This window comes from Mycobacteriales bacterium (genome assembly GCA_035533475.1).
Taxonomy (GTDB): domain Bacteria; phylum Actinomycetota; class Actinomycetes; order DATLTS01; family DATLTS01; genus DATLTS01.
Map to the genome: position 1 here is coordinate 1 of DATLTS010000009.1, position 20,520 is coordinate 20,520.

Consider the following 20,520-nt stretch of genomic DNA (forward strand, 5'->3'; position numbering starts at 1 on the left):
TGGCGAGCGAGCGCGGTCTCCAGGCACAGCGTGGCGTGCGGGACTCGCTCGGCGATCTCGATCAGGTCGGAGTCGGCGGGCGGCGCGTCGGCCCAGCGGTAGACGCCACCGCCGAGCGAGATGATCTCTCCGCTATCGCGCAAGGCGTACAGACGCCTGTCACCGACACCTGCCTGCTTGGCCTCGCCGTAGGTGAACGTGTCACCCAGCTGCACTCGGAGATCCGGGACTCCTGCCATCCTCATGGAAGGAAATCATACTCAGATACCGCCTACCTGGGTAGGATTTCCTTCAAGCTCGGGCCAGAAGGGGCCGTCAAGCCAGCTCCAGCCGCCGGATCAGCCTGACGAACTGTCGGAGGACTGGCCCGGCTCCTGCCACCGATTCGGACCTGCGTCGGCAGCCGCCAGGCCTCCACGGCCGGGCAGCGCTCGACGCGTACACCCAGGCGCTGCGCGAGCTGCTCGGCGGCCTGTGATGGCCCGGTTGGCCACCCTCGGGCTTACCGCACCGACGGGGCATGGGGGATCGGCTGAATCACAGTCTTGCCGACGGGGGACACACCGCAGCACACTGAACCAGACGCGCCCGGCAAGCTCGTTGTCCAACTCAGGTTGTGACTCGCGGCCAGACCGCCTTGAGAAGCCGGGCGCGTCACCCAGCCCACAGATGCGGTCCGATTATGGAAACGGCTGCTTGGTCCAGTGGCGTCCGCCGTCGGTGGTGGTCCAGATGGTGTGCGGGTCGCCGATCCAGCGCCCCACTGACGCGTTCTGGAATCCTAGGTAGGAGGCGTAGGGCGCGGTTGGCCTGATCTGCTCCGGGTCGTTCACGACGGTTGCCCAATGCGCGCCGCCGTCGGTGGAAACCGCAAGCTGGTAGGCGTAGGGGCCGCCCCCCGCGATCAGACTGTTCGTGATCACGAGGTCGCTCGGACGCGCGGCGGCGATGAGGTCTGGGGTGAATCTCGCCGAGGCGGGCACCGGCCGGCTCGGCCCCCAGGTGTTGCCGTCATCGTTGGAGGTCACCACCGTGTAGCCCCGAGTGGGCGCACCGCTCGCCGGGGCGCACAGGCCACCGGGGGCGGCGGCGAGATCGGTAGCGGCGCGAGCGGTTGGCCCCCTCCCGCCGCACGGATCAGCGAGCCAGTCCCAGCTTCGCCCGGCGTCCCGGGAGCGGTAGACCGCCACCTGCGCGCTGCCGGCCCCGGCGGCGAGGTCGCCGTAGACCGGAACGTAGATGACCTGTGGTCCGGCGCGGATCACCTGGGCAGTTACCGCCCTGGATGGGCCGTGGCCGGACAGGCTCGCGAAAAGTACCCGCCAGTCGCTCGAACCGGCGGGGGCGGCTTCGATCACGCGGTGACACGGACCGGGGCAGCCTGTGTGGTCGTAGACGACCCGCACGACATCCCCCGCGCCCGGTTCGAGGGACTCCACCGGCGGGCCCGGCACAGGAGTCCAGGTCCGCCCGCCGTCGCGTGTCATAAGCAGCGCCGGACCGAACAGGTATCCGATCGTGCCGCTGGCGAAACGCAGCCCACTCACGCAGGCCCGCACGGTGCAGTCGACCTGTCCGCCCGGCAGGTCCGCGGGCGGGTCCGCCAGCTCGCTCCAGCTGCGGCCCCCGTCCTCGGTGCGCGCGATCCGAGGACACAGCCCCCGCGCACACGGCGCCGCTGCCAGTGCCCATCCGTCGGCGCTGCTCACCCATGTCAGGTCCATGACGAAAGCACCGGCCAGCCCGGAGCCTGCATTCCCCGTCGGCGCGGGCGCCCCTGGCGAGACGCTGGTCGCGGGCGACGGGGGCACGGTCGGCGTCAGCGCCTGTCGGGGGGGCGGGCCCGCGCCGCCGCGGGCGGCCAGCTGGAGGGCCGACAGCAGCAGGACCCCCGGGCCGCGCGCGAACCGACCCCGCCACCAACGCACCTGGCCCAACCCCCTCGCGACGACACCGATGCTGCCCCCATCTATCCCGACGTGAACAGCCCTCACCCGGTTGCCTCGGGCCGCTCGGAACCGGGCCGCTCGGCGCGATGGGCCCACCACCGGCTCTCGCGCCGATGCCGTCACGGGAGGGTTTCGCGGCTCGACCGCGAACCAGGGGCCCGCTGCGTCGCGTCATCGACCGGGCGACTTCGGCCCGCGGCTGCTAGTGCGCCTGCTTCCACACGGTGAGGATCCCTTCCTCGCGGCTCACGAAGTAGTCGCCCTCGGACAGGCTCGCACTTGGCAGAAGATCCGTACGTGTCGTGTAGACAACGAGCGTTCGCCCGGCAACCGAAGGTCCACACCGGGCGAGTACCTCGCCGCCACGAGATCTCTCGTCGACCAGCGCGAGGACGACCCGATCGCGTCGTAGACGGCGCGCCACCAGGCCCGGTTCCTGCCGCTCGGCATACCGAACGACCGCATCGAACGCAGCATTGCTGTCACCTTGAGACACCCGTTGCGGGTCGCGTGGACAAGCGCTTGCCGCGGACGAGGGGATACCGGTAGCTGGTGGTGTCGTCGGCGCAGGAGGCGCTGCGACCGGCTTGGCTGAGAAACAGGCGGCGATGAACGACAGCCCGCAAACTACCGCGATCGCCGCGCGTCCGACCGAGCGATAGCCACACCCGTGTCCCCGTCCCCGTCGTGACTCAGTATCACTCCGACCGGCGCCACGGGCCGGTCGTGTCGTCACGGCCAGCGCGTCGGTGACCGCCGTGGGGCTGTCTCCGGTCTCGCTAGGGTGGAGCCTGGGTTCTAACCGATGTCGAGCGGTCTGCAGAATCTTCCGTCGCGTCATCGTCCAGCGCTCGTGTTCCATGACCTGGTCGGCCTCGGCGTTGAGGAGAGAGGTCGCCCATGGGGGTCCAGTGGACATTCGTGACGCGTTAAGCAGGCGAGCCGGAGTCACCGCGAAAAGGACGGCGACCCCTCCCGTTTCTGCGATCCATCGGGGGGCCGTAATCCGTCGCAGCCGACGTCGCGCCACGGTAGTTCTGAGCATGGCCCTTGTGCTTGCTGGGGGGACGTCTGCCGTGCTGGTGCTTGCGGGGTCGTCGGGGCCGAAGGCAACCCTGGGCACCGGTGCCCCCGCGCGAACTGCCTTGGGGGACAGAGCGGTGACACGAACCTATTCGTTCGGGGAAGGGCCGACGCGACTAGTCGTCACACCCGCCCGGACGGATGCGCATGCTCGTGTGACCAGGGCTCAGGCAAAGCTTCTTGTAGACGCGGCCGCGGGGAACCCGTCCCCTCGGGCACCTGGCACACTCGTTCTGTTCGGCTACGGTGACGTGACCACATCCAACCTCACCTACAGCTTCGGGCCAGACAGCCCGAATTTTGGGAAGCCCCGGCCCGCACCCTTCCAGGGCCGACTCGCGTGGGTCGGCGTGTACAGGTATTCGACGCAGGGCGAGCTGTTCAATTGCGGTCCGGCGGTGCGCTCTCACCCTCCAATCCCCCCGTTCGCGTACTTCGCCGAAATAATCGATCCCGACACGGCGTACGAGGCCAACTGGTACGAGCCCATCGACGGCTGCTAATCCGGCCGACCGAGCCTGATGGGTCCGGGTGTGCGGCGCCCGTTCAAGGTTCGCTGCCTCGGCCGCGGTCGAGTTGGGGTGGGTGCGGCGGGATCCGCCACGGCCCGGCCAGCTTGCTTCCGCCGCATCCTGAGCGGCTTCCTGGTGGCGCTGCACCTGTCTCGGGCGTGGGTGATCTCCTCGTCGGCCTGGGGCAGCCCATGTCTTGTCGCAGCGTCGACGAGGCTGCGGTCTCGGGCGAGGAGGAGCCGCCGCAGCTCGGCTTTGTGGTCGGTTGGGTCGTCGAAGTCGGAGCCGGCCGGCGCACAGTGGCGATCCCTGCGCACCTGCTTACGGAGCTGCGGGAGCACCTGGGTCGCCACGTCGGAACAGGGGGACGACCCGATGTTCCTTCGGCCTCTCCCGACCAGCACGAGCCGCGAAAGCCCACTCGTGACCGTGTTCTGCCGCTAGGTCTCGTGGAGGCCACATGATCTGACGTCTCTGGTGGAACGATGGAAGCTACGCGCGCATCTTGACGTGATTCACCGGGCGGGGTGCGCCAAGTTCGGTCCGTCAGGTCCTGATCGCTCAAGAAGTCTGGCCGGTGCGAGCAACCATTTCCGGCCGCTGAGTGGTCGAAGCTCATGGGAGTCGAGAGGGGGCCGCCGATGAGCGAGCCGGACGGGTTCCGCGACTTCGTCGCGGCTCGGTCGCGCTCGCTGCTTCGGACTGCGTGGCTGCTGACCGGCGATTGGCCCACCGCGGAGGACCTGGTGCAGACCGCCCTGGCGAAGACCTGGCTGCGCTGGGGGTCGATCCGGCGCCGGGAGGATCCCGCGGCGTACGTGAGGCGGGCCATGGTGAACACCTACTCGACCTGGTGGCGACGGCGGTGGACCGGTGAGATCCCGACCGCAGCTCCACCGGAGGGCCGGGTGCGTGACGACCCCTTCGCCGCGGTGGACACCCGTGGATCGCTGCTCGCAGCCCTCGAGCAGCTGCCTCGCCGGCAAAGGGCCGTAGTCGTGTTGCGGTTCTACGACGACTTCACCGAAGCGCAGGTTGCCGCGATGCTCGGCTGCTCCGTGGGCACGGTCAAGAGCCAGACCGCGAAAGCGCTGGCGAAGCTTCGGGCGTTCCTCGTGGACGAGGAGGTGGCTCGGTGACGCCGGTCGAGCAGAAGCTGTCCCAGGCGTTGCACGAGTTGGTGCCGCAACCACCGGCCGACGTATCCATCGACGCGGTAGCTCGGACGGCCCGGCGGCGGCGACGCGCCGGTGCCGCGGCCATGGCGTTGGTCGCGTCGGCGCTGATCGCGGCGGTCACCGTACCGAGTGTGCTGCTTGCCGCGGAGCGAACCGGTTCGACTGTCGGTGCGTCGTCTTCGGGCGTTTCCTTGACCCAGCGCTCCAGCTGGGACGGCGTGGTGTTTCGATACCCAGCCGGCTGGCAGGTCCGTAGCTTCCCGTTCGCAACCCATGGCCCGGGACGGCCGGGACCGTTCCTCGGCAATCAGGCTCTGGACGGCCCGTGCTGGTCCCTGCCGCAACGCGGCTGCGGCCTGGCAGACGCGGTGCAGGGACTGCGGGCTGGCGGGGTGATCGCCGAGTGGTCGTCGTTCACTAGCCGCGACGCTTCGAGCGTGCTGCCGGGTCCGCCGAACATGACCGTCGACGGCCGGCCCGCCCGCGTGACGATCAGTGACGCGAGCGCGTACTGCCGGGCCATGGGCGGCACCATCACCCTTTCGGCGGTCATCGTCGGAGGCCCGAGCGATCAGGGCTACGCGCTAACGGCCTGCTCCCGCGGGCCCGGTGAAGCCCAGACGACCGCGACGCTGCGAGCAGTCATCGCCGCGGCCCGATTTCCCGCGACACATAGCGACGTGCCCAATGTCCTGGGGCTGAGCTACAGCTCAGCGGTCAAGGAGTTGACCCTGCTCGGATACGCGGCCCGGGCGGTCACGGTGCCTGGGTCGGCGCCGTCCGGGCGAGTCGTCGCACAGAGCCCCGCCGCGGGCAGCTACGAACCGGTGGGCGGGGTCGTGCAACTTCAGGTGGTTGGCGGCACTCCCACCGAGGGCCCGGGAACCCCGGCCGCGGTGTGGCGTGCCGCGCTGAACCTGTCCCAACACGCCGTGCAGCCGCACCCGGCCGCCACCGCGGTCTGGACCGAAACCACCTGGGGTCAGTGGTGGCGTCTGGAGGGTCAGCCGACCCAACCCTCTCCGGCGTCCGCCCAGCAGGTCTTTGTGGTCGAACTGGTTTCCGCGACGCCGATGACGTGCTTCGTGTGCACCAACGTCGGGCCGGAACCGACCGGACGGTACGCCTACTCCACCTTCGCGGTTGACGGCAGCGGCGGCGGCGGGTTCGCCCTCGGCGACGTCGCCTACCGGCTCAGCGCAATCGGCACCGTGCGGGTCGCCGGCACTGGACTATGAGCCACGGCTTCGCTCGATCGTGGCGAGCCTGAACGCGCTCCCCAGGCAGCCGCCGGGAGCCGGATCCGGGCGGCTGGCTGTCGGCGATTCCCGCGGGCCCGACGGGTGATCAGCGACCCGGGTGTGATCGGCACATTGGGCGCATGCCACATCTGCAAGCGAGGCCGGTGGACACTTCTGCCGCGGGTCGATGGGCCGTGAGGCGTCATCGCGGTGCGAGGATCGCGGTGTGCGTACCTCGCTGCGTTGGCTGGGAGTCGGCGGGGCGGGCGCCGCGGTCGCGGCCGCCGTGGCCCTGCTCGCGAGCAACCGCGCGGCCCCGGTGCCGCCGACGGTGTTAGCGGTTGAGTCCTCGACCCGCGGCGGGTCCGCTGTGCAGTCACTGGAAGTGTTCTCGGTCGGGACCGGGGCGCTGGTGCGGGTCCTGACCCGGGTGAGCCAGACGCTGCCGCTGGCCGCGCGCCTCGGCGCCCCGCCAGCCCCCCCTCGACCCGGCGGGGTGGTTTTCACCGGCTTCAGCCGCGGCTCGGACGGGGAGATCTGGTACGCGACCAGCCCGCAGCCCCAGCTGCGCGGTCACGACGCGGGGAGTGTGGTGCCGCATTCCTGTGGTGGTGCGGTGTACCGGATTCCGCGCTCCGGCGGCCCGGCCGTGCGGGTGCTGGAGGTCGGGCCGGATGCGACTGTGTCGGCTCCGTCCCCCTCGCCGGATCGCGCCTGGATCGCCTACCTGACCGGACCCTGTGTGACCGGTGCCCGTGGGCTCCGGCATGTCGTCGTCCGCAGCCTGAGCGACGGGCGCCAGTACACGGTGAACGTGGCCGGCAGCGCAATCAACAACATGTCCTGGAGCCGGGACAGTCGCCGAATCGCCGTAGCCGCCTATTTGAGCCTGAACACCCATGGACGCCTCTACGGCTACACGATCGTGCCCGCCGGCCGCTCGGTCACGGTCAGCCAGATGGCGACCCGGGTGGCCCTGCTGCCGGTCTACGTCAACCAGTCAGAAGGGGCCTACTGCCTGCTCGCGTCGGTCGCGTTCGACGCCCGCGGGCTGGCCGCCTTCGCGCAATGCTTCTCGGCCGGCGCCGGAAACCCAAGCGACGGACACGGTGTCGTCGCCCAGTACACCTCTGACGGCTCCACGCTTCTCTGGCAGGTGCCGGTCCCGGTAGCCGGTGACTCCTACCCGCAGTCCGCCCTGAACCCCGACCAGAGCGGCGACCGGGTGCTCGTCATCGGACCATCGAACGAGGAACTTGCGGTCGGCGCCGTCTGGCTCAGCATGACGGGCACCGTCCACCCGATCCCCGTCACCACGCAGACATACATCTCAGCCCCTCCCATCGCGTGGTGAAGGAATCGCCCTGGATCGACGGGTGTGGCGCGCGGCATCGAGCACCGCTTCGTAGCGGCCAGCGTATTGGCGGTTACGGTCCCCACGCTGGGCTGCCGAGGCGGGACCGAGCGGCTCTTCCGCGTTCGCAACGTCAGCCGGCAAGATAGGTTGACCGGCACGTGCTCATCAGTCTTTGCCTGGGGTTGGACCGGTCGGCGGCTCGCTAGGGAAAGTGACTGGATGGTTACATACGAACGGGGGCTTCGGTCGACTTGGCTACCGCCCCGGCTTCGGTTCCGTCTGATCTCCGCTGTCGACGGGTTCGCGCTGCGGCGTTTCGTCGAACTCGCCCAGCGGCCGGCCGCGGGAACGTCGACCTGGCCCGATCGGGCGCTGGTTGAACAGGCCGCCCTGACAGCGTTTGAGGCGCAGCATGGGCCACTAGGCCAGAACGAGCCACCGAGCACGGCCGTCCAAAACATGATTGTCCGCCAGTTTCACCGTGCCTACTACCATTCGGCCGATCGGACTTGGCGCGCCACCCACTACCGCGGCGTGCCGGTGTGGAAGTGTCCACTGGACCTGTGCGCTACCAGCAGATCCTGCACGAGGTGCGCCCGGCGCTGATCGTGGAAACCCGCACGGCGCACGGCGGCAGTGCCTACTACCTGGTCGACCTATGCGACATTTTCGGCACCGGTCACATCGTCAGCATCGACATCGACGGTGCACGCCCGCGCCCGGCCCATCCTCGGATCAGCTACCTCACCGGCTCCTCGACCGAGGCCACGATCGTCGATGAGGTCAAGAACCTGACCGCCGAAGCGGGAGGGTCCGACCTGGTAATTCTGGACAGCGATCACTCCCAGCGACACGTCGCCGAGGAGCTTCGTCGCTACGCACCGCTGGTGAGCGTCGGCTCATACTTGATCGTGGAGGACACCAACGTCAACGGCCATCCGGCGCTCCCCGCCTTCGGTCTCGGCCCGATGGAGGCGGTCGACGCCTTCCTATCCGCCCATGACGACTTCGTCATTGACGAAAGCCAGCATCGGTTCCTGATGACCTTCAACCCACGCGGATACCTGCAACGAGTCGGATGAGCCCGAGATCGGTCGTTATCACCCGCCCAGGGTCTCGAGTTTGGGTGGCTGGTCTGGTGGGACGGTCATAGGGTCGAAGGTCGAGTGGGAACCTTGCCGGGGTCCAGGCCATCTAAGCGGTGGGAGGCCTACGTGGACCCGGGAGGGACGGACATGTTCGACCAGTTCGTTGTCGCCCGGGCGGCGGCGTTGCGTCGGACCGCCTACTTGCTCACCGGCGCGTTCATCGAGCCTTGGGATCTGGTCGAGGAAGCGTCCCCTCAGCAGGTTCGGAGCCAGCCCGGGAAGCAGGCACGGTGAGCGAGGATTGGGTCCGCAATCACATGGCCGCCGGCGCGGTCGGACTACTGGCCGCGTGCTCGGTAGCCGGCCTGACGCTGACATTTGCGGGTGGCGGAGCGCGCAGCACGCTGCGGACCGCGGCGCCACCGGCAACCCAAACCGCTGGACCTTCGCCTAGCACCGCCGCGCCGGCACCGTCTGCCACCCACGCCCCGCAGACTTTTCCCGGAGCCGGCACGCCCACGCCGCCAGGCGCAGCGACCGGGCAGACAACCGCGGCGCCGCCAATTGTCACCGGATCCTCGACCGCTCCTCCCGACACCTCGCCTGTCGTGATCACGGTCCTGGTCGGCGTGAGCCCGTCACACCCGGTCGCCGGGCAGACCGTGACGATCACCGCGCGCGGCTACGACCGGGACGGCGGGATCCCCTTCATCAGCTACGTGAACTTCGGCGACGGGCAGACGCAACATTTCCAGGTTCACGTCGCCTGCCCCGCATTCCCGGAGTCCGGGCCGAACTCGAACAGCCAGTCGGTAGCTCACACATACGCCAACGCCGGGACCTACCAGATCACGGTCGGGGAGATCGGCTCCTGCGGGATCCGCCCCGGGCGCGGCACCGGATCGGCCACCGCTCGCGTCGCCCCGAAACCAGGCGGCACCCCAACAGCATCAGGGTCCCCAACGCCCTCGCCGAGCATCAGCAATCCCTAACTGCCTTTGCGCGATCTGGAACCCGCGATTGTGGGTATCAGCCTGGCCGATTGCCGCCGGTGCCTTCGGCGAACCATGCGCGCCCTGCGCAATGTCCGGTTCGATCACGGTCGCCTACCGGCTCAGCGCAATCGGCACCGTGCGGGTCGCCGGAACTGGACTGTGAGCCACGGCTTCGGTTGATCGTGGCGAGCCTGAACGTGCCGACCGCCCCAGGCCGCAGCCGCGAGCCGGGGTCCGGATGGCCCCGGCCCAGGCCGACGCGAGCGGGGTCCCGATGTCGATGGTGGCGCCTTGCGCGGTGTCGACGCAAGCCGACCTCGACGGCCACGCGCAGTTGTTGGCTGCGGTCTTCCACGCGCGACGCTGACGCAGAAACCGCGGTTTCGTACATATGCCCATGAGCGAGATGACGGCGACCGATGCCCGCGAACACTTCTCCGACGCGCTGGCCACCGCGAGCCGCGAGCCGGTGTTCATCACCCGCCACGGCAGGCGGATCGCCGCCCTGGTGACCGCAGAGTTCTACGATCGCGCCGTCGAAGCCCTAGAAGACGCCGAAGACATCGCCCCCGCCCACGCGGCCGTCGAGGAGGACGGCGAGTCGATACCGTGGGAGGTCGTCAAGGCCGAGCTTGGCTTGACGTGAGCCACCGGGTCGAGTTGCGCCACGGTTGTGGCGGGTAGGCACCGGTGACCACCGCGTCATCTACCAGATCCAGGACGACGTGCTGCTCGTGCTCATCATCGCCGTCCGCCACGGTCGCGAAGCGTACGACCGTTAGGGTGACCCCGGTCGCGCAGCGGACGCCGGACCCTCGGTGCCCGGTCATCGCGGGTCCGACGCCACCAGCTGCCGGTACATCTGACCGCTCGTCGCGTTGAAGCCCGGGCAGCAGGTCGGACCTCCGGGTTCGCTGACGCCGATCTCGAGATGCGGGGCGGACGAGTTCCCGACGTCGCCGCAGCCAACCTGGCTGATCGGCTCGCCGGCCGTCACCCGCGCACCGACCCCAACGAAGTCGGGGCCGGTGTGGCCGTAGTAGACGTAGCGCCCGGCGAAAGGGCCGTCGCTGAGCTCGAGCACCGGGGCGCTCGGCCCGAACCCGGCGATCCCCTCCTGAACGACAGTCCCGTCGCCCACCGCGACCAGGATCGCCGTCGAGCCGCACACGTTGCCCTGGGTCCCGACGTCCACCCCCTGGTCCTGGGTCCAGGAGCCGGCCGGCAGGGCGACCGACGGTTGCCGGAACGGGAACACGAACCGCAGGGTCGGGGCCGACGTCCGCCGGGCCGCGGGTCGCGGCTCGATCCGCACCGTCGCCACCGCGAGCGGCGACGCGGCCAACCGACCGCTGCCCGGAAACCGGATTCCGACCTGGAACGACCGGGTGAAGCGCCCGGACATCCGGGCCCACCCGGCGCTGTTGGTAGCCGCCCACCGGGCCGGCCCCCACGGGGAGCGCCGGTCGTTTCGGAAGACGAACTGGACGCGCTCGGAGGCGAGGCCACGCCCGTCCTCCGTGAGCCCGCCGGAAAGCCGGACCAGAGCGCCGTACCCGGCCCCCCTCGGCGCGGCGGGGACCAGGTCGATGACGTGCACGACGGTGGTCACCTCTCGGGAGCCGCCGACGCCGTCGACCCCCGGATAGGACACGCCGAACTGGGTCGCCTCGGTGATCGAGCGCACGCTGATCTTCGCCCAGCCGCCGGAATCGGTCCGGGCCCAGCCCGCGGTGCGCCACGATCCCCTCCCGACCGGGCGGCTGACGAACTCCACATCGCGATTCGACATCGCCAGCCGGCCGGCCACGGTGAGCTGACCCTCGACCTGCGCACCGGCGCCCCAGGTCACCGTGGCCGGTGCGGTGATCCGCATCTGGGTCGCCGACGGCGCGGTCCCGACGCCAGCCTCCGCGGTGGCGGCGAAGAGCATCAGGAACGCCGCGGCGACCATGCCGAGCACGAGCCGGGGCCGAGCTTGCGGCAGGCCGAACCGACCCCGACGGTTTCGCACGGCTTGCCTCCACGCCGACGGGGTTAGCTGTCGGGTTCGGGCGGAAGGTACTGCCCGGCCACCGGTGCAGGTGGCTTCACCCCAGGCCGCGCTAGCGGCCGAAGGACCTGGGTCCCCCGCTCCTGCCGAATGCTCGCGCCGGGGGCCGGAGGCAGGATTGGGCGGCCGGCCGGGCGTGGACGAATGGATGGTCCGGGCGACCCTACGGAACGGTGGGCGCGCTGTCCATGGGGGTCGGAATGCCCGCGCGGCGGAGGCACCGGGACCACGGCCGGCGCAGCTATGGTGGCGGCTAAGATGCGCCGGAACCCCATCACAGCCTGATCGATCCGGTATGTCCTTTTCTTCTCCGGTTTTTCTCTGGTACTTCATGCCGCTCGTCCTGGCGGCCTACTGGCTGCTGCCCCGGCGATGGCGCAACGGCCTGCTCGCCGCCTCGAGCCTGCTCTTCTACGCCTGGGGGGCCGGCCGTTTCGTCCTGTTCCTCATCGGCTGCATCGCGCTCAACTTCGCGCTCGGCGTGGCGATCGACAGCGACCGGCTGCGCGGCCGGAACCGCGCCCGGGCGGGGCTGCTCCTCGTGGCGATCATCGCGGACCTCGGGCTACTCGCCGTCTGGAAGTACGCCGACTTCGTCTCGCGCCAGGTTCACACGTTCGACCATGCGGTGCCGATCCTCACCTTTGTCCTGCCGATCGGCATCTCCTTCTTCACGTTCCACCATTTGAGCTACGTCGTGGACGTCTACCGGCGCAACCGGCCGGCGCAGCGCAGCCCGGTCGCCTTCACCACCTACGTCGCGATGTTCCCGCAGCTCATCGCCGGGCCGATCGTCCGCTACCACGAGATCTCCGACCAGCTACCCGACGTCATCCGGCCGCGGATCAGCGACTTCACCGAAGGCTTCCCGCGGTTCGCGCTGGGGCTGGCGAAGAAGGTCGTCGTCGCCGACACGGTGGCGCGGATCGCGAACCCCGCTTTCGGGGCGGGCCTGTCCGCGCTCGACACCCGAACCGCGTGGCTGGGCGCGCTCGCGTACACGATCCAGATCTATTTCGACTTCTCCGGCTACTCCGACATGGCGATCGGACTGGGCCGGATGTTCGGGTTCCGGTTACCGGAAAACTTCAACCGTCCGTACTCGGCGGTGAGCATCACCGACTTCTGGCGGCGCTGGCACATGTCGCTGTCCCGGTGGTTTCGCGACTACCTCTACATCCCGCTCGGCGGAAACCGGCGCGGCGGAGCCCGGACCTACCTCAACCTCTACATCGTCTTCGCGCTCACCGGTTTCTGGCATGGGGCGAACTGGACGTTCCTGATCTGGGGGCTCTACCACGGCACCTGGCTCGTCATCGAACGCGCCACCGGGTTGGCGCGGATCGACGCCGGGCACTGGCAGCCGCTGCGGCGGGCCGCCACGCTGCTGATCGTAATCGTCGGCTGGGTGCTCTTCCGGGCGACCAGCCTGACCCAGGCGGTCGGCATGCTGCGACTGATGTTCGTCCCCCGCCTGGCCGCGACCTCGCACGTCCTCGACGGAATCCTGGATCACCGCACCACCCTGGTCTTCCTGCTCTTCCTCGGTGTGGTGCTCATGCCCCGGTCGTTCGTCATGGGCCGCTTCCTAGAGCCCGCCGGAGGCAACCGGACCAGCCGGCTGGCCCGGCTCGCCTACAGCGGGGTCGCCGCCCCGTACGCGGCGCTGCTCGCCGCCGCCGGCACGTTCAGCCCCTTCCTGTACTTCCGCTTCTAGAAGGACGACGTGACCACCAGCCACAGGGTCGACGACCCACCCGAGCCGCTCGCGCCCCCGGCGCAGGGCGGCGCGCCGCCGCGGGTGCGCCGGTGGCCGTCGGCCCGGCGGGTGCTTTGCGGACTCGCCGTGGCCTTCTTCTTCGTGCCGGCGGTCGCGGCCGCCCTGGGGGTGCGGGCGACCGGCTTCGAGAACAAGCGGCTGGTCGGCTTCCCGTCGTTCTCCGACGGCTGGCGGTTCTTCCCGGAGCTGTCCACCTGGGCGATCGACCATCTCCCGCTGCGCAACGACGCCGTGCGAGCGGACACCGCGATCTCCCAGCACGTCTTCGGCGAGCCACCCACCTTCGGCGAGAACTCCGCCGGGCTGCCGATCGGGAACCAGCCCGGCGCGAGTGCCGTTCAGGTCAGCCGCGTCGTCGTCGGCCGTGACAGCTGGCTGTTCTTCAACGACGACTTCAGCTACGCCTGCCAGCCGCTGGCGAGCTTCGCGCAGACCCGCGCGGCCGCAGACCGACTGGCCGGGCTGATCACCGGGACCGGCGCCCGCTACGCGATGTTCGTCGGCCCGGACAAGTCGTTCATGGAGCCGCAGTACCTGCCCGGGTCGTTCCCGCTGAAGAACTGCGGCCCGCCCGCCCAGCGGGCGTTCTGGGCCGAACTGGCAGCGAGCCCGCCGGCCGGATATGTCGACCTCCGCGGGCCGCTGCTCGCCGCGCAGGCACGCGCCGGGGTGCCCATCTACCGCCTGCGGGACACGCACTGGACCGCAGTCGGCGAAGCCGTCTACGCCGAGCGGCTGGCCGCCACGGTGGATCCCCAGCTGCTGAACGACACCACCTTGCGCGATGTCGGCCCGGTCAGCCCGATCGGAGACCTGACCCGCCTGCTCGGTGTGCCGCAGACCAACACCTACGACAACTGGGTCGTGGATCGACCCGGGGTGGCGGCGGGGGCGGTCCAGCGGCGGCTGGTCGACGGGCTCCCGGTCGCCGAATACCGCTCCAGCAGCACCGGCGCCGCGCTCTACCCGGCGCCGGTGCTCATAATCGCCGACTCCTACACCCGGGAGGCGATCCTCCAGGTCGAACCGTTCTGGTCCGATCTGCTGATCGTGGACAACCAGACCGCCGCAGCCCACCCGGCGGGGCTAGCGCAACTCATCCGCGGATCGCGGGTCGTCATCCTCGAGGCGGTCGAGCGGTCCTACGCCAACGGCTACCTCAAGCTACTGGCGCCATCCGCGCTCGACGCGCTCGCCCGCGACCTCGGACCGGGCGCGGGCGGCTCGTGACCGCGCTCCGGTTGGCCACACTGCTGTCGGTCGCAGCGGTCACCCTGGCCGGCTGCGGGGGGCACCCGGCGGTCCGGCCCCCGGCGACGCCTCGACCGACCGTCTCCGCCACGGCCGTGCCCCTGGCTCCGGAGAAGTTGCTCGGCGTGAGCTTTCTGGCCCCCACCGGCTGGCGGGCCCGGCGAACGGTGAACGGGCCCGCCGACGGGTTCGTCACCTACACCGCGCCGGACTTGATCTCCTCGGTCTACGTCGAAGTGAACAGTTGCTCCGCCTGCGTCGACCGGGGCCTGATCACCACCGGGTCGGCGAACGGCATCCCGGATCCGGACGAGATCCTCGGCCAAACCGGTGCGCGCAGCATCCGGCGACTCTCCCCCACCCGGACCGCGTTCACCTCACGACTGCGCGGAACCGGACCGCTGCTGCACAACCTGCTGATCATCATCGCCGGCGACAACACGGTGAGCGGCTACGTGCTGGTCGAGGTCGCGCCTCCGGTTGGGCAGCCCCAGCTCACCGAGCTGATCCTGGCCAGCGTCCGCGTCCCGGCGACCCTCGGCTGACCGCCGCCGGCCCCCGGGCGAGGTCGAGTGGGCGGATTGCCCCGACACAACCGCCCACTCGGTGCGTGGCCCGTGAGCACAACCGCCCACTCGGCGCGGGTTCGGGGGCTGCGGCGGTTCGGTCGGCGCGGGTTCGGGGGCTGTGGCGGTTCGGTCGGCGCGGTGCGCCTAGCCCGCCGCGGGAAGCAGACGCTCGACAGCTGTAACGAGCGCCGGGTCCTCCGGCTCGACCCGCGGACGGAACCGGGCTGCCACGCTGCCGTCCGGCGCGAGCAGGAACTTCTCGAAGTTCCACTGGACGTCGCCGGCAACGCCCTCCCCGTCGGGGGCCTCGGTGAGCTCGGCGTAGAGCGGGTGCCGGTCCGGTCCGTTGACCTCGAGCTTGGCGTAGAGCGGGAAAGTCACCGCGTAGTTGGTGGTGCAGAAGTCCCGGATCTCGTCCGCGGTCCCGGGTTCCTGCTCGAGGAACTGGTTGCAGGGGAAGCCGAGCACGGCGAAGCCGCGCTCCGCGTAGGTGTCGTGCAGCTTCTGGAGTCCGGCGTACTGCGGGGTCAGCCCGCAGCGGGACGCGACGTTGACGGCGAGCAGGGCCTTGCCCCGGTACTCGGCCAGCGACCCGGGACGGCCGTCGAGGGTGGTGAGGGGGATCTCGAACACGGACATGGGCACCTTCGTTCCGCTGCGGGCTCTCCACGATATCGACGGGCCGTGGCCGGGGCCCGCTCACCCGCATACCCTGGGCGCATGGCTGAGGGGCGGGCGGGTCGCGGCGAGGGCGCCGGCATGGTCGGCGGAGGACCATCGCAGGTCGGGGTGAGCGGCGCGATGCGGGCCCGCGACGTCTCCCGCCCCCGCCCGCCGGCCCAACCCGAACCGGCGGAGGCTCAGGATCCGCCGGGCAACGCAGGCAGTTCCCCGGATCCCTCGTAGCCGGCCAGCTCGGCGAGCCGGCGAACGTGCCGCTCGCCGCCGCTGAACGCGGTGGCGAGGAAGATCTCGGCGAACCGCACCGCGTCGTCCTCGGGATACATCCGGGCGCCCAGGCTGACGACGTTGGCGTCGTTGTGCTCCCGGCCGAGCCGGGCGGTCTCCTCGCTGAACGCGAGCGCGCAGCGCACCCCGGCGACCTTGTTCGCGGCGATCGCCTCCCCGTTGCCGGAGCCCCCGATGACGATGCCGAGGCTGCCCGGATCGGCCGCCGTCGCCGCCGCCGCGCGCAGCACGTAGGGCGGGTAGTCGTCGTCCGGGTCGAGCGCGGCCGGGCCGCAGTCGACCGGCTCGTGCCCGAGCTCGACGAGCCGGTCGAAGAGCCGAGCCTTCAGGGCGAAACCGGCGTGGTCCGATCCGAGGTAGACGCGCACGCGGGGAGTGTGACATGCACCCAGCGGGCGCCGTCTACCGAGCCAGGCCGGTCAGCGCTGCATCGCCTTCGGCTGGAGGAACTCCTCCAGCCCGTACCGGCCGAGCTCGCGGCCGTGCCCGGACTGCTTGAAGCCTCCGAACGGGGCCAGCGGATTGAACCGCCCGCCGTTGATGTCGACCTGCCCGGTCCGCATCCGCCGCGCGAACCCGATCGCCCGGCTCTCGTCCGCGGACCAAACCGCGCCGGCCAGGCCGTAGCGGGAGTCGTTGGCGATCGCCAGCGCCTCCTCCTCGTCCCGGTAGCGCAGGATGGACAGCACCGGACCGAAGATCTCCTCCTGGGCGATGGTCATGGCCGGGGTCACGTCGGCGAAGACGGTCGCCGAGACGAAGTAGCCCCGTTCGGTTTCGGCCGGGGGGTCGCCGCCGCCGACGACCAGCCGGGCGCCCTCGGCGAGACCCTGCTGGATGTAGCCACGAACCCGGTCGCGTTGGGCCGACGACACCAGCGGGCCGAGCCGGGTGGCCTCGTCGAACGGGTCGCCGACCCGGTAGCCGAGCGCCGACTCGGCCGCGAGCCGCACAGCCTCGTCGTAGCGATCGGCGTGCACGAGCATCCGGGTCCAGGCGGTGCAGGTCTGGCCGGAGTTGACGAACGCGTTGGCCACCCCGACCTTGACCGCCTTCGGCAGGTCCGCATCGGTGAGGATGACGTTCGCCGACTTGCCGCCGAGCTCGAGGGCGACCCGCTTGACCGTCGCCGCGGCGAGCTCCGAGACCCGCCGGCCGGCCCGGGTGGAGCCGGTGAACGACACCATGTCCACGTCCGGATGCGCGGCCAGCGCCTCGCCGACGACCGCGCCGGTGCCGGGCACGAGATTGAAGACCCCGGGCGGCAGCCCGACCTCGTGCACCGCGTCGGCGAGCTGGTAGGCGCACAGCGGCGCGATCTCGCTCGGCTTGAGCACGACCGTGCAGCCGGCGGCCAGCGCGGGCGCCAGCTTGGCGACCACCTGGTGCAGCGGGTAGTTCCACGGGGTGATCGCGGCGACGACGCCCACCGGCTCCCGAACGACCAGCGAGTTCCCGATCTCCTCCTCCAGCGGGTAGCCGGGGAGCAGCTGGGCGTAGGAGCCGAGCACGGCGATCGGCAGGCCGGCCTGCACGGTGGTGGACAGCTTCAGCGGCGCACCCATCTCGAGGCTGATCGTCCGGGCGATCAGCTCGGCGCGACCGGCGAGCGCCTGCGCCAACCGGTCGAGGTACTTCGCGCGCTCCTCCGGGCTCGTCGCCGCCCAGCCGGGAAATGCCCGGCGGGCGGCCGCCACGGCGGTGTCGACGTCCCGGGCCGAGCCGGCCGGCGTCGACCCGATCACCTGCTCGGTGCTGGGGTTCTCGACCTCGCCCGTCTCCGGGCCGCTCGGTCGGGCCCAGCTACCGTCGACGTAGATGTGCTCGCGGACATCCATCCCGGCCTCCTCGGCGTCTCGTTGCGAGCCTACGGCCACCGGTACCAGCGCGGCGACGTCTGCCAGACTCTCCGCCAGGCAGGGACGAAGGAGTCCACACGGTGACCACACAGAACAACCTGACCCGCGACGAGGCCCGGGCGCGGGCGGCGCTGCTCGAGGTCACCGACTACCGGGTCGACCTCGACCTGTGCGGGGCGATCTCCGGTGCCGCCACGTTCCGGTCCACGACCACGATCCGGTTCGCCTGCCGGACGCCCGGAGCCGACAGCTTCGTCGACCTCACCGCCGACCGGATCCGGGCGGCCACCCTCAACGGCTCCCCGGTCGACGTGGCCGCCGGCTTCGACGGGCATCGGCTCCGGCTCGCCGGCCTCGCGGCCGACAACGAGTTGCGCGTCGACGCGGACTGCGTCTACAACCGGACCGGCGAGGGACTGCACCGCTTCACCGACCCGGTCGACGACGCCGTCTACCTCTACTCTCAGTTCGAGACGTTCGACGCGCACCGGATGTACGCCTGCTTCGATCAACCCGACCTCAAGGCGTCCTTCCAGTTCAACGTGACCGCCCCGCAATCGTGGACGGTCGTCTCGAACTATCCGGGCCGACCGGACCCCCGGGGGAACGCAACCAGCCACTGGACCTTCGAGCCGACCGCCCGGATCTCCAGCTACGTCACGGCCGTCGTCGCCGGGCCATACCACTTCGTGCGCGACGAGCACGACGGCATCGAGCTGGGGCTGTTCTGCCGGGCCTCGCTCGCGGAGCACCTCGACGCCGAGGAACTCTTCACCCTCACCAAGCAGGGCTTCGACTTCTTCCACGACGCCTTCGGCCGCCGCTACCCGTTCGGGAAATACGACCAGCTGTTCGTCCCCGAGTTCAACGCCGGGGCGATGGAGAACGTCGGGTGCGTGACGTTCCTCGAGGACTACGTCTTCCGATCCAAGGTCACCGACTCGGCCTACGAGCGGCGGGCCGAGACCCTGCTGCACGAGATGGCCCACATGTGGTTCGGCAACCTCGTGACGATGCGCTGGTGGGACGACCTGTGGCTCAACGAGTCGTTCGCCTCCTACGTGAGCGTGCTCGCGCAGGTGGTCGCCACCCGGTTCGCGAGCGGGTGGACCACGTTCGCCAACCTCGAAAAGTCCTGGGCCTACCGGCAGGATCAGCTGCCCTCGACGCACCCGATCGCCGCGGACATCGTCGACATCGAGGCGGTGCTCGTCAACTTCGACGGGATCACCTACGCCAAGGGGGCGTCGGCGCTCAAGCAGCTGGTCGCATACGTCGGTCACGATCCGTTCTTCGCCGGCCTGCGGAACTATTTCGAGCGGTTCGCCTACCAGAACACCGCACTGGCCGACCTGCTCGAACAGCTCGAGGCGGCATCCGGGCGGGAGCTCACCGGCTGGTCGAAGGAATGGCTGGAGACGGCGGGGCTGAACACCCTGCGCCCGCAACTGGACGTCGGTCCGGACGGCACGTTCACCGCCTTCACCGTCGTGCAGGAGGCTCCGGAGGAGCACCCGACGCTGCGCACCCACCGGATCGCGATCGGGCTCTACGACCTGACCGGGGGCCGCCTGGTCCGGCGCACCCGGATCGAGACGGATGTCAGCGGAGCCGCGACCGGGATCCCGCAACTGATCGGGGTGCCCCGGCCGAGCCTCGTCCTGCTCAACGACGACGACCTCACCTACGCCAAGATCCGGCTCGACGAGCATTCGCTCGGCACGCTGCTCGAGCACATCGGCGGTTTCGAGGACAGCCTGCCGCGCGCGCTTTGCTGGGGGGCGGCCTGGGACATGACCCGGGACGCGGAGCTCGCCGCGAGCGACTACGTCGGCCTGGTCCTGTCCGGCATCGGCGCCGAGGACGACATCGGTCTGGTGCAATCGCTTCAGCGGCTCGGCCTCACCGCGATAAACCTCTACGCCGCCCCGGAACATCGCGAGCCCCTGCTCACCCGGTTCGCCGCCGCGGCGCGGGCGTCCATGCTCGCGGCCGAACCGGCCGGCGACCATCAGCTCGCCTGGGTCCGGGCGTTCGCCTCCGCGGCGACCAGCCCCGCCGACCTGGACCTGGTCGAGGATCTGCTCGCCGGCCGGGAACTCCTGCCCGGACTGGTCGTCGACGCCGAGTTGCGCTGGCACCTGCTGCGGCGGCTGGTCGTTATAGGTAGAGCGGGGGACGTCGAGATCGACGCCGAGTTGGCGCGGGACGCGACGGCGGCCGGTGCCCGCCACGCGGCCGGGGCCCGGGCCGCGCGGCCGAGCGGCGAGGCGAAGGCCGAAGCGTGGCGGCTCGCCGTCGACGACGAGACGGTGCCCAACGCGATCCAGTCGGCGATCATCGGCGGCTTCGCGCAGATCGAACAGCCCGATGTGCTGCGGCCGTTCGTGGAGCGCTACTTCGCCGAGGTCGGTCGGATGTGGGAGCAGCGTCCCGGCGAGATGGCGCAGAACGTCGCGGTCGGGCTCTATCCCGGGCTGTTCATCGAACCGGCGACGATCGAGCGCAGCGATCGCTTCCTGCGCGAGACCGACCCGCCGCCGGCGCTTCGGCGGCTAATCCTCGAGGGACGGGCCGGGGTGGTCCGGGTTCTCAACGGGCGGTCGCGCGACGCCCGCTGCTGAGCCGGGTGGCGA

The 20,520-nt window shown here is 70.4% G+C and carries 18 protein-coding genes, 1 pseudogene and 1 riboswitch; of the genes and pseudogenes, 12 read left to right on the plus strand and 7 right to left on the minus strand.

Annotated elements, in window-relative coordinates; all coding sequences use genetic code 11:
• The 3 genes from VNG13_00930 to VNG13_00940 all read right to left on the minus strand — a co-directional run.
• On the minus strand, nucleotides 1-245 hold a 245-nt coding region (locus tag VNG13_00930; protein HVA59086.1), incomplete at its 3' end, for a type IV toxin-antitoxin system AbiEi family antitoxin domain-containing protein.
• A 435-nt stretch (nucleotides 246-680) separates the two neighbouring features.
• The gene (locus tag VNG13_00935; GenBank protein HVA59087.1) at nucleotides 681-1,994 is read right to left on the minus strand and encodes a hypothetical protein; all 1,314 of its coding nucleotides are present in this window, start codon (nucleotides 1,992-1,994) and stop codon (nucleotides 681-683) included.
• 157 nt (nucleotides 1,995-2,151) lie between these two features.
• Nucleotides 2,152-2,445, minus strand: coding sequence for a hypothetical protein (locus tag VNG13_00940; protein HVA59088.1), 294 nt, complete (start codon nucleotides 2,443-2,445; stop codon nucleotides 2,152-2,154).
• Between the two features lie 1,740 nt (nucleotides 2,446-4,185).
• On the opposite strand from VNG13_00940, the gene VNG13_00945 reads away from it, so the two are divergent.
• The 8 genes and pseudogenes from VNG13_00945 (at nucleotide 4,186) to VNG13_00980 (ending at nucleotide 10,185) form a co-directional block, all read left to right on the plus strand.
• Nucleotides 4,186-4,683: a SigE family RNA polymerase sigma factor gene (locus VNG13_00945; protein HVA59089.1), complete on the plus strand. Its 498-nt coding sequence runs from the start codon at nucleotides 4,186-4,188 to the stop codon at nucleotides 4,681-4,683.
• Nucleotides 4,680-5,960 carry a PASTA domain-containing protein gene (locus VNG13_00950; GenBank protein HVA59090.1) on the plus strand — a complete coding sequence of 427 codons (1,281 nt, stop codon included), beginning with the start codon at nucleotides 4,680-4,682 and terminating at the stop codon, nucleotides 5,958-5,960. Before VNG13_00945 ends, VNG13_00950 begins: the two co-directional genes overlap by 4 nt.
• Nucleotides 5,961-6,189: 229 nt before the next feature.
• On the plus strand, nucleotides 6,190-7,317 hold the full coding sequence (locus VNG13_00955) for a hypothetical protein (protein HVA59091.1): 1,128 nt from the start codon (nucleotides 6,190-6,192) through the stop codon (nucleotides 7,315-7,317).
• A 551-nt stretch (nucleotides 7,318-7,868) separates the two neighbouring features.
• Nucleotides 7,869-8,402, plus strand: a complete 534-nt coding sequence (locus VNG13_00960; GenBank protein HVA59092.1) for a CmcI family methyltransferase — start codon at nucleotides 7,869-7,871, stop codon at nucleotides 8,400-8,402.
• A gap of 153 nt (nucleotides 8,403-8,555) precedes the next feature.
• Nucleotides 8,556-8,702 (plus strand): hypothetical protein, encoded by a 147-nt coding sequence (locus VNG13_00965; GenBank protein HVA59093.1) that lies wholly within the window; start codon nucleotides 8,556-8,558, stop codon nucleotides 8,700-8,702.
• Nucleotides 8,699-9,400, plus strand: coding sequence for a hypothetical protein (locus VNG13_00970; GenBank protein HVA59094.1), 702 nt, complete (start codon nucleotides 8,699-8,701; stop codon nucleotides 9,398-9,400). The genes VNG13_00965 and VNG13_00970 overlap by 4 nt, the downstream gene beginning before the upstream one ends.
• A 400-nt stretch (nucleotides 9,401-9,800) precedes the next feature.
• On the plus strand, nucleotides 9,801-10,049 hold the full coding sequence (locus tag VNG13_00975) for a type II toxin-antitoxin system prevent-host-death family antitoxin (GenBank protein HVA59095.1): 249 nt from the start codon (nucleotides 9,801-9,803) through the stop codon (nucleotides 10,047-10,049).
• A gap of 22 nt (nucleotides 10,050-10,071) precedes the next feature.
• Nucleotides 10,072-10,185, plus strand: a pseudogene (locus VNG13_00980) (type II toxin-antitoxin system RelE/ParE family toxin).
• A 44-nt stretch (nucleotides 10,186-10,229) separates the two neighbouring features.
• Here VNG13_00980 and VNG13_00985 read toward each other — a convergent pair.
• Nucleotides 10,230-11,417, minus strand: a complete 1,188-nt coding sequence (locus VNG13_00985) for a M23 family metallopeptidase (GenBank protein ID HVA59096.1) — start codon at nucleotides 11,415-11,417, stop codon at nucleotides 10,230-10,232.
• 17 nt (nucleotides 11,418-11,434) lie between these two features.
• A riboswitch (cyclic di-AMP (ydaO/yuaA leader) is annotated at nucleotides 11,435-11,537 on the minus strand.
• Nucleotides 11,538-11,787: 250 nt separating this feature from the next.
• On the opposite strand from VNG13_00985, the gene VNG13_00990 reads away from it, so the two are divergent.
• From VNG13_00990 to VNG13_01000, 3 genes are read left to right on the plus strand one after another with little or no spacing between them, the layout of a single operon-like run.
• Nucleotides 11,788-13,173, plus strand: a complete 1,386-nt coding sequence (locus VNG13_00990) for an MBOAT family protein (protein ID HVA59097.1) — start codon at nucleotides 11,788-11,790, stop codon at nucleotides 13,171-13,173.
• A 9-nt stretch (nucleotides 13,174-13,182) separates the two neighbouring features.
• On the plus strand, nucleotides 13,183-14,466 hold the full coding sequence (locus VNG13_00995; GenBank protein HVA59098.1) for a hypothetical protein: 1,284 nt from the start codon (nucleotides 13,183-13,185) through the stop codon (nucleotides 14,464-14,466).
• Nucleotides 14,463-15,032, plus strand: a complete 570-nt coding sequence (locus tag VNG13_01000) for a hypothetical protein (protein HVA59099.1) — start codon at nucleotides 14,463-14,465, stop codon at nucleotides 15,030-15,032. The genes VNG13_00995 and VNG13_01000 overlap by 4 nt, the downstream gene beginning before the upstream one ends.
• Before the next feature lie 168 nt (nucleotides 15,033-15,200).
• Here VNG13_01000 and VNG13_01005 read toward each other — a convergent pair whose 3' ends face one another.
• From VNG13_01005 to VNG13_01015, 3 genes are all read right to left on the minus strand, one after another.
• Nucleotides 15,201-15,695: a glutathione peroxidase gene (locus VNG13_01005; GenBank protein ID HVA59100.1), complete on the minus strand. Its 495-nt coding sequence runs from the start codon at nucleotides 15,693-15,695 to the stop codon at nucleotides 15,201-15,203.
• A gap of 221 nt (nucleotides 15,696-15,916) precedes the next feature.
• Nucleotides 15,917-16,393 (minus strand): ribose-5-phosphate isomerase, encoded by a 477-nt coding sequence (locus VNG13_01010; protein ID HVA59101.1) that lies wholly within the window; start codon nucleotides 16,391-16,393, stop codon nucleotides 15,917-15,919.
• A 51-nt stretch (nucleotides 16,394-16,444) separates the two neighbouring features.
• Nucleotides 16,445-17,863, minus strand: a complete 1,419-nt coding sequence (locus VNG13_01015; protein HVA59102.1) for an aldehyde dehydrogenase family protein — start codon at nucleotides 17,861-17,863, stop codon at nucleotides 16,445-16,447.
• A gap of 101 nt (nucleotides 17,864-17,964) precedes the next feature.
• Here VNG13_01015 and pepN point away from each other — a divergent pair, with 101 nt between their 5' ends.
• Entirely contained in the window at nucleotides 17,965-20,508 is a 2,544-nt protein-coding gene (gene pepN, locus VNG13_01020) for an aminopeptidase N (GenBank protein HVA59103.1), read from the plus strand.
• The last annotated feature ends 12 nt before the right edge of the window (nucleotides 20,509-20,520 follow it).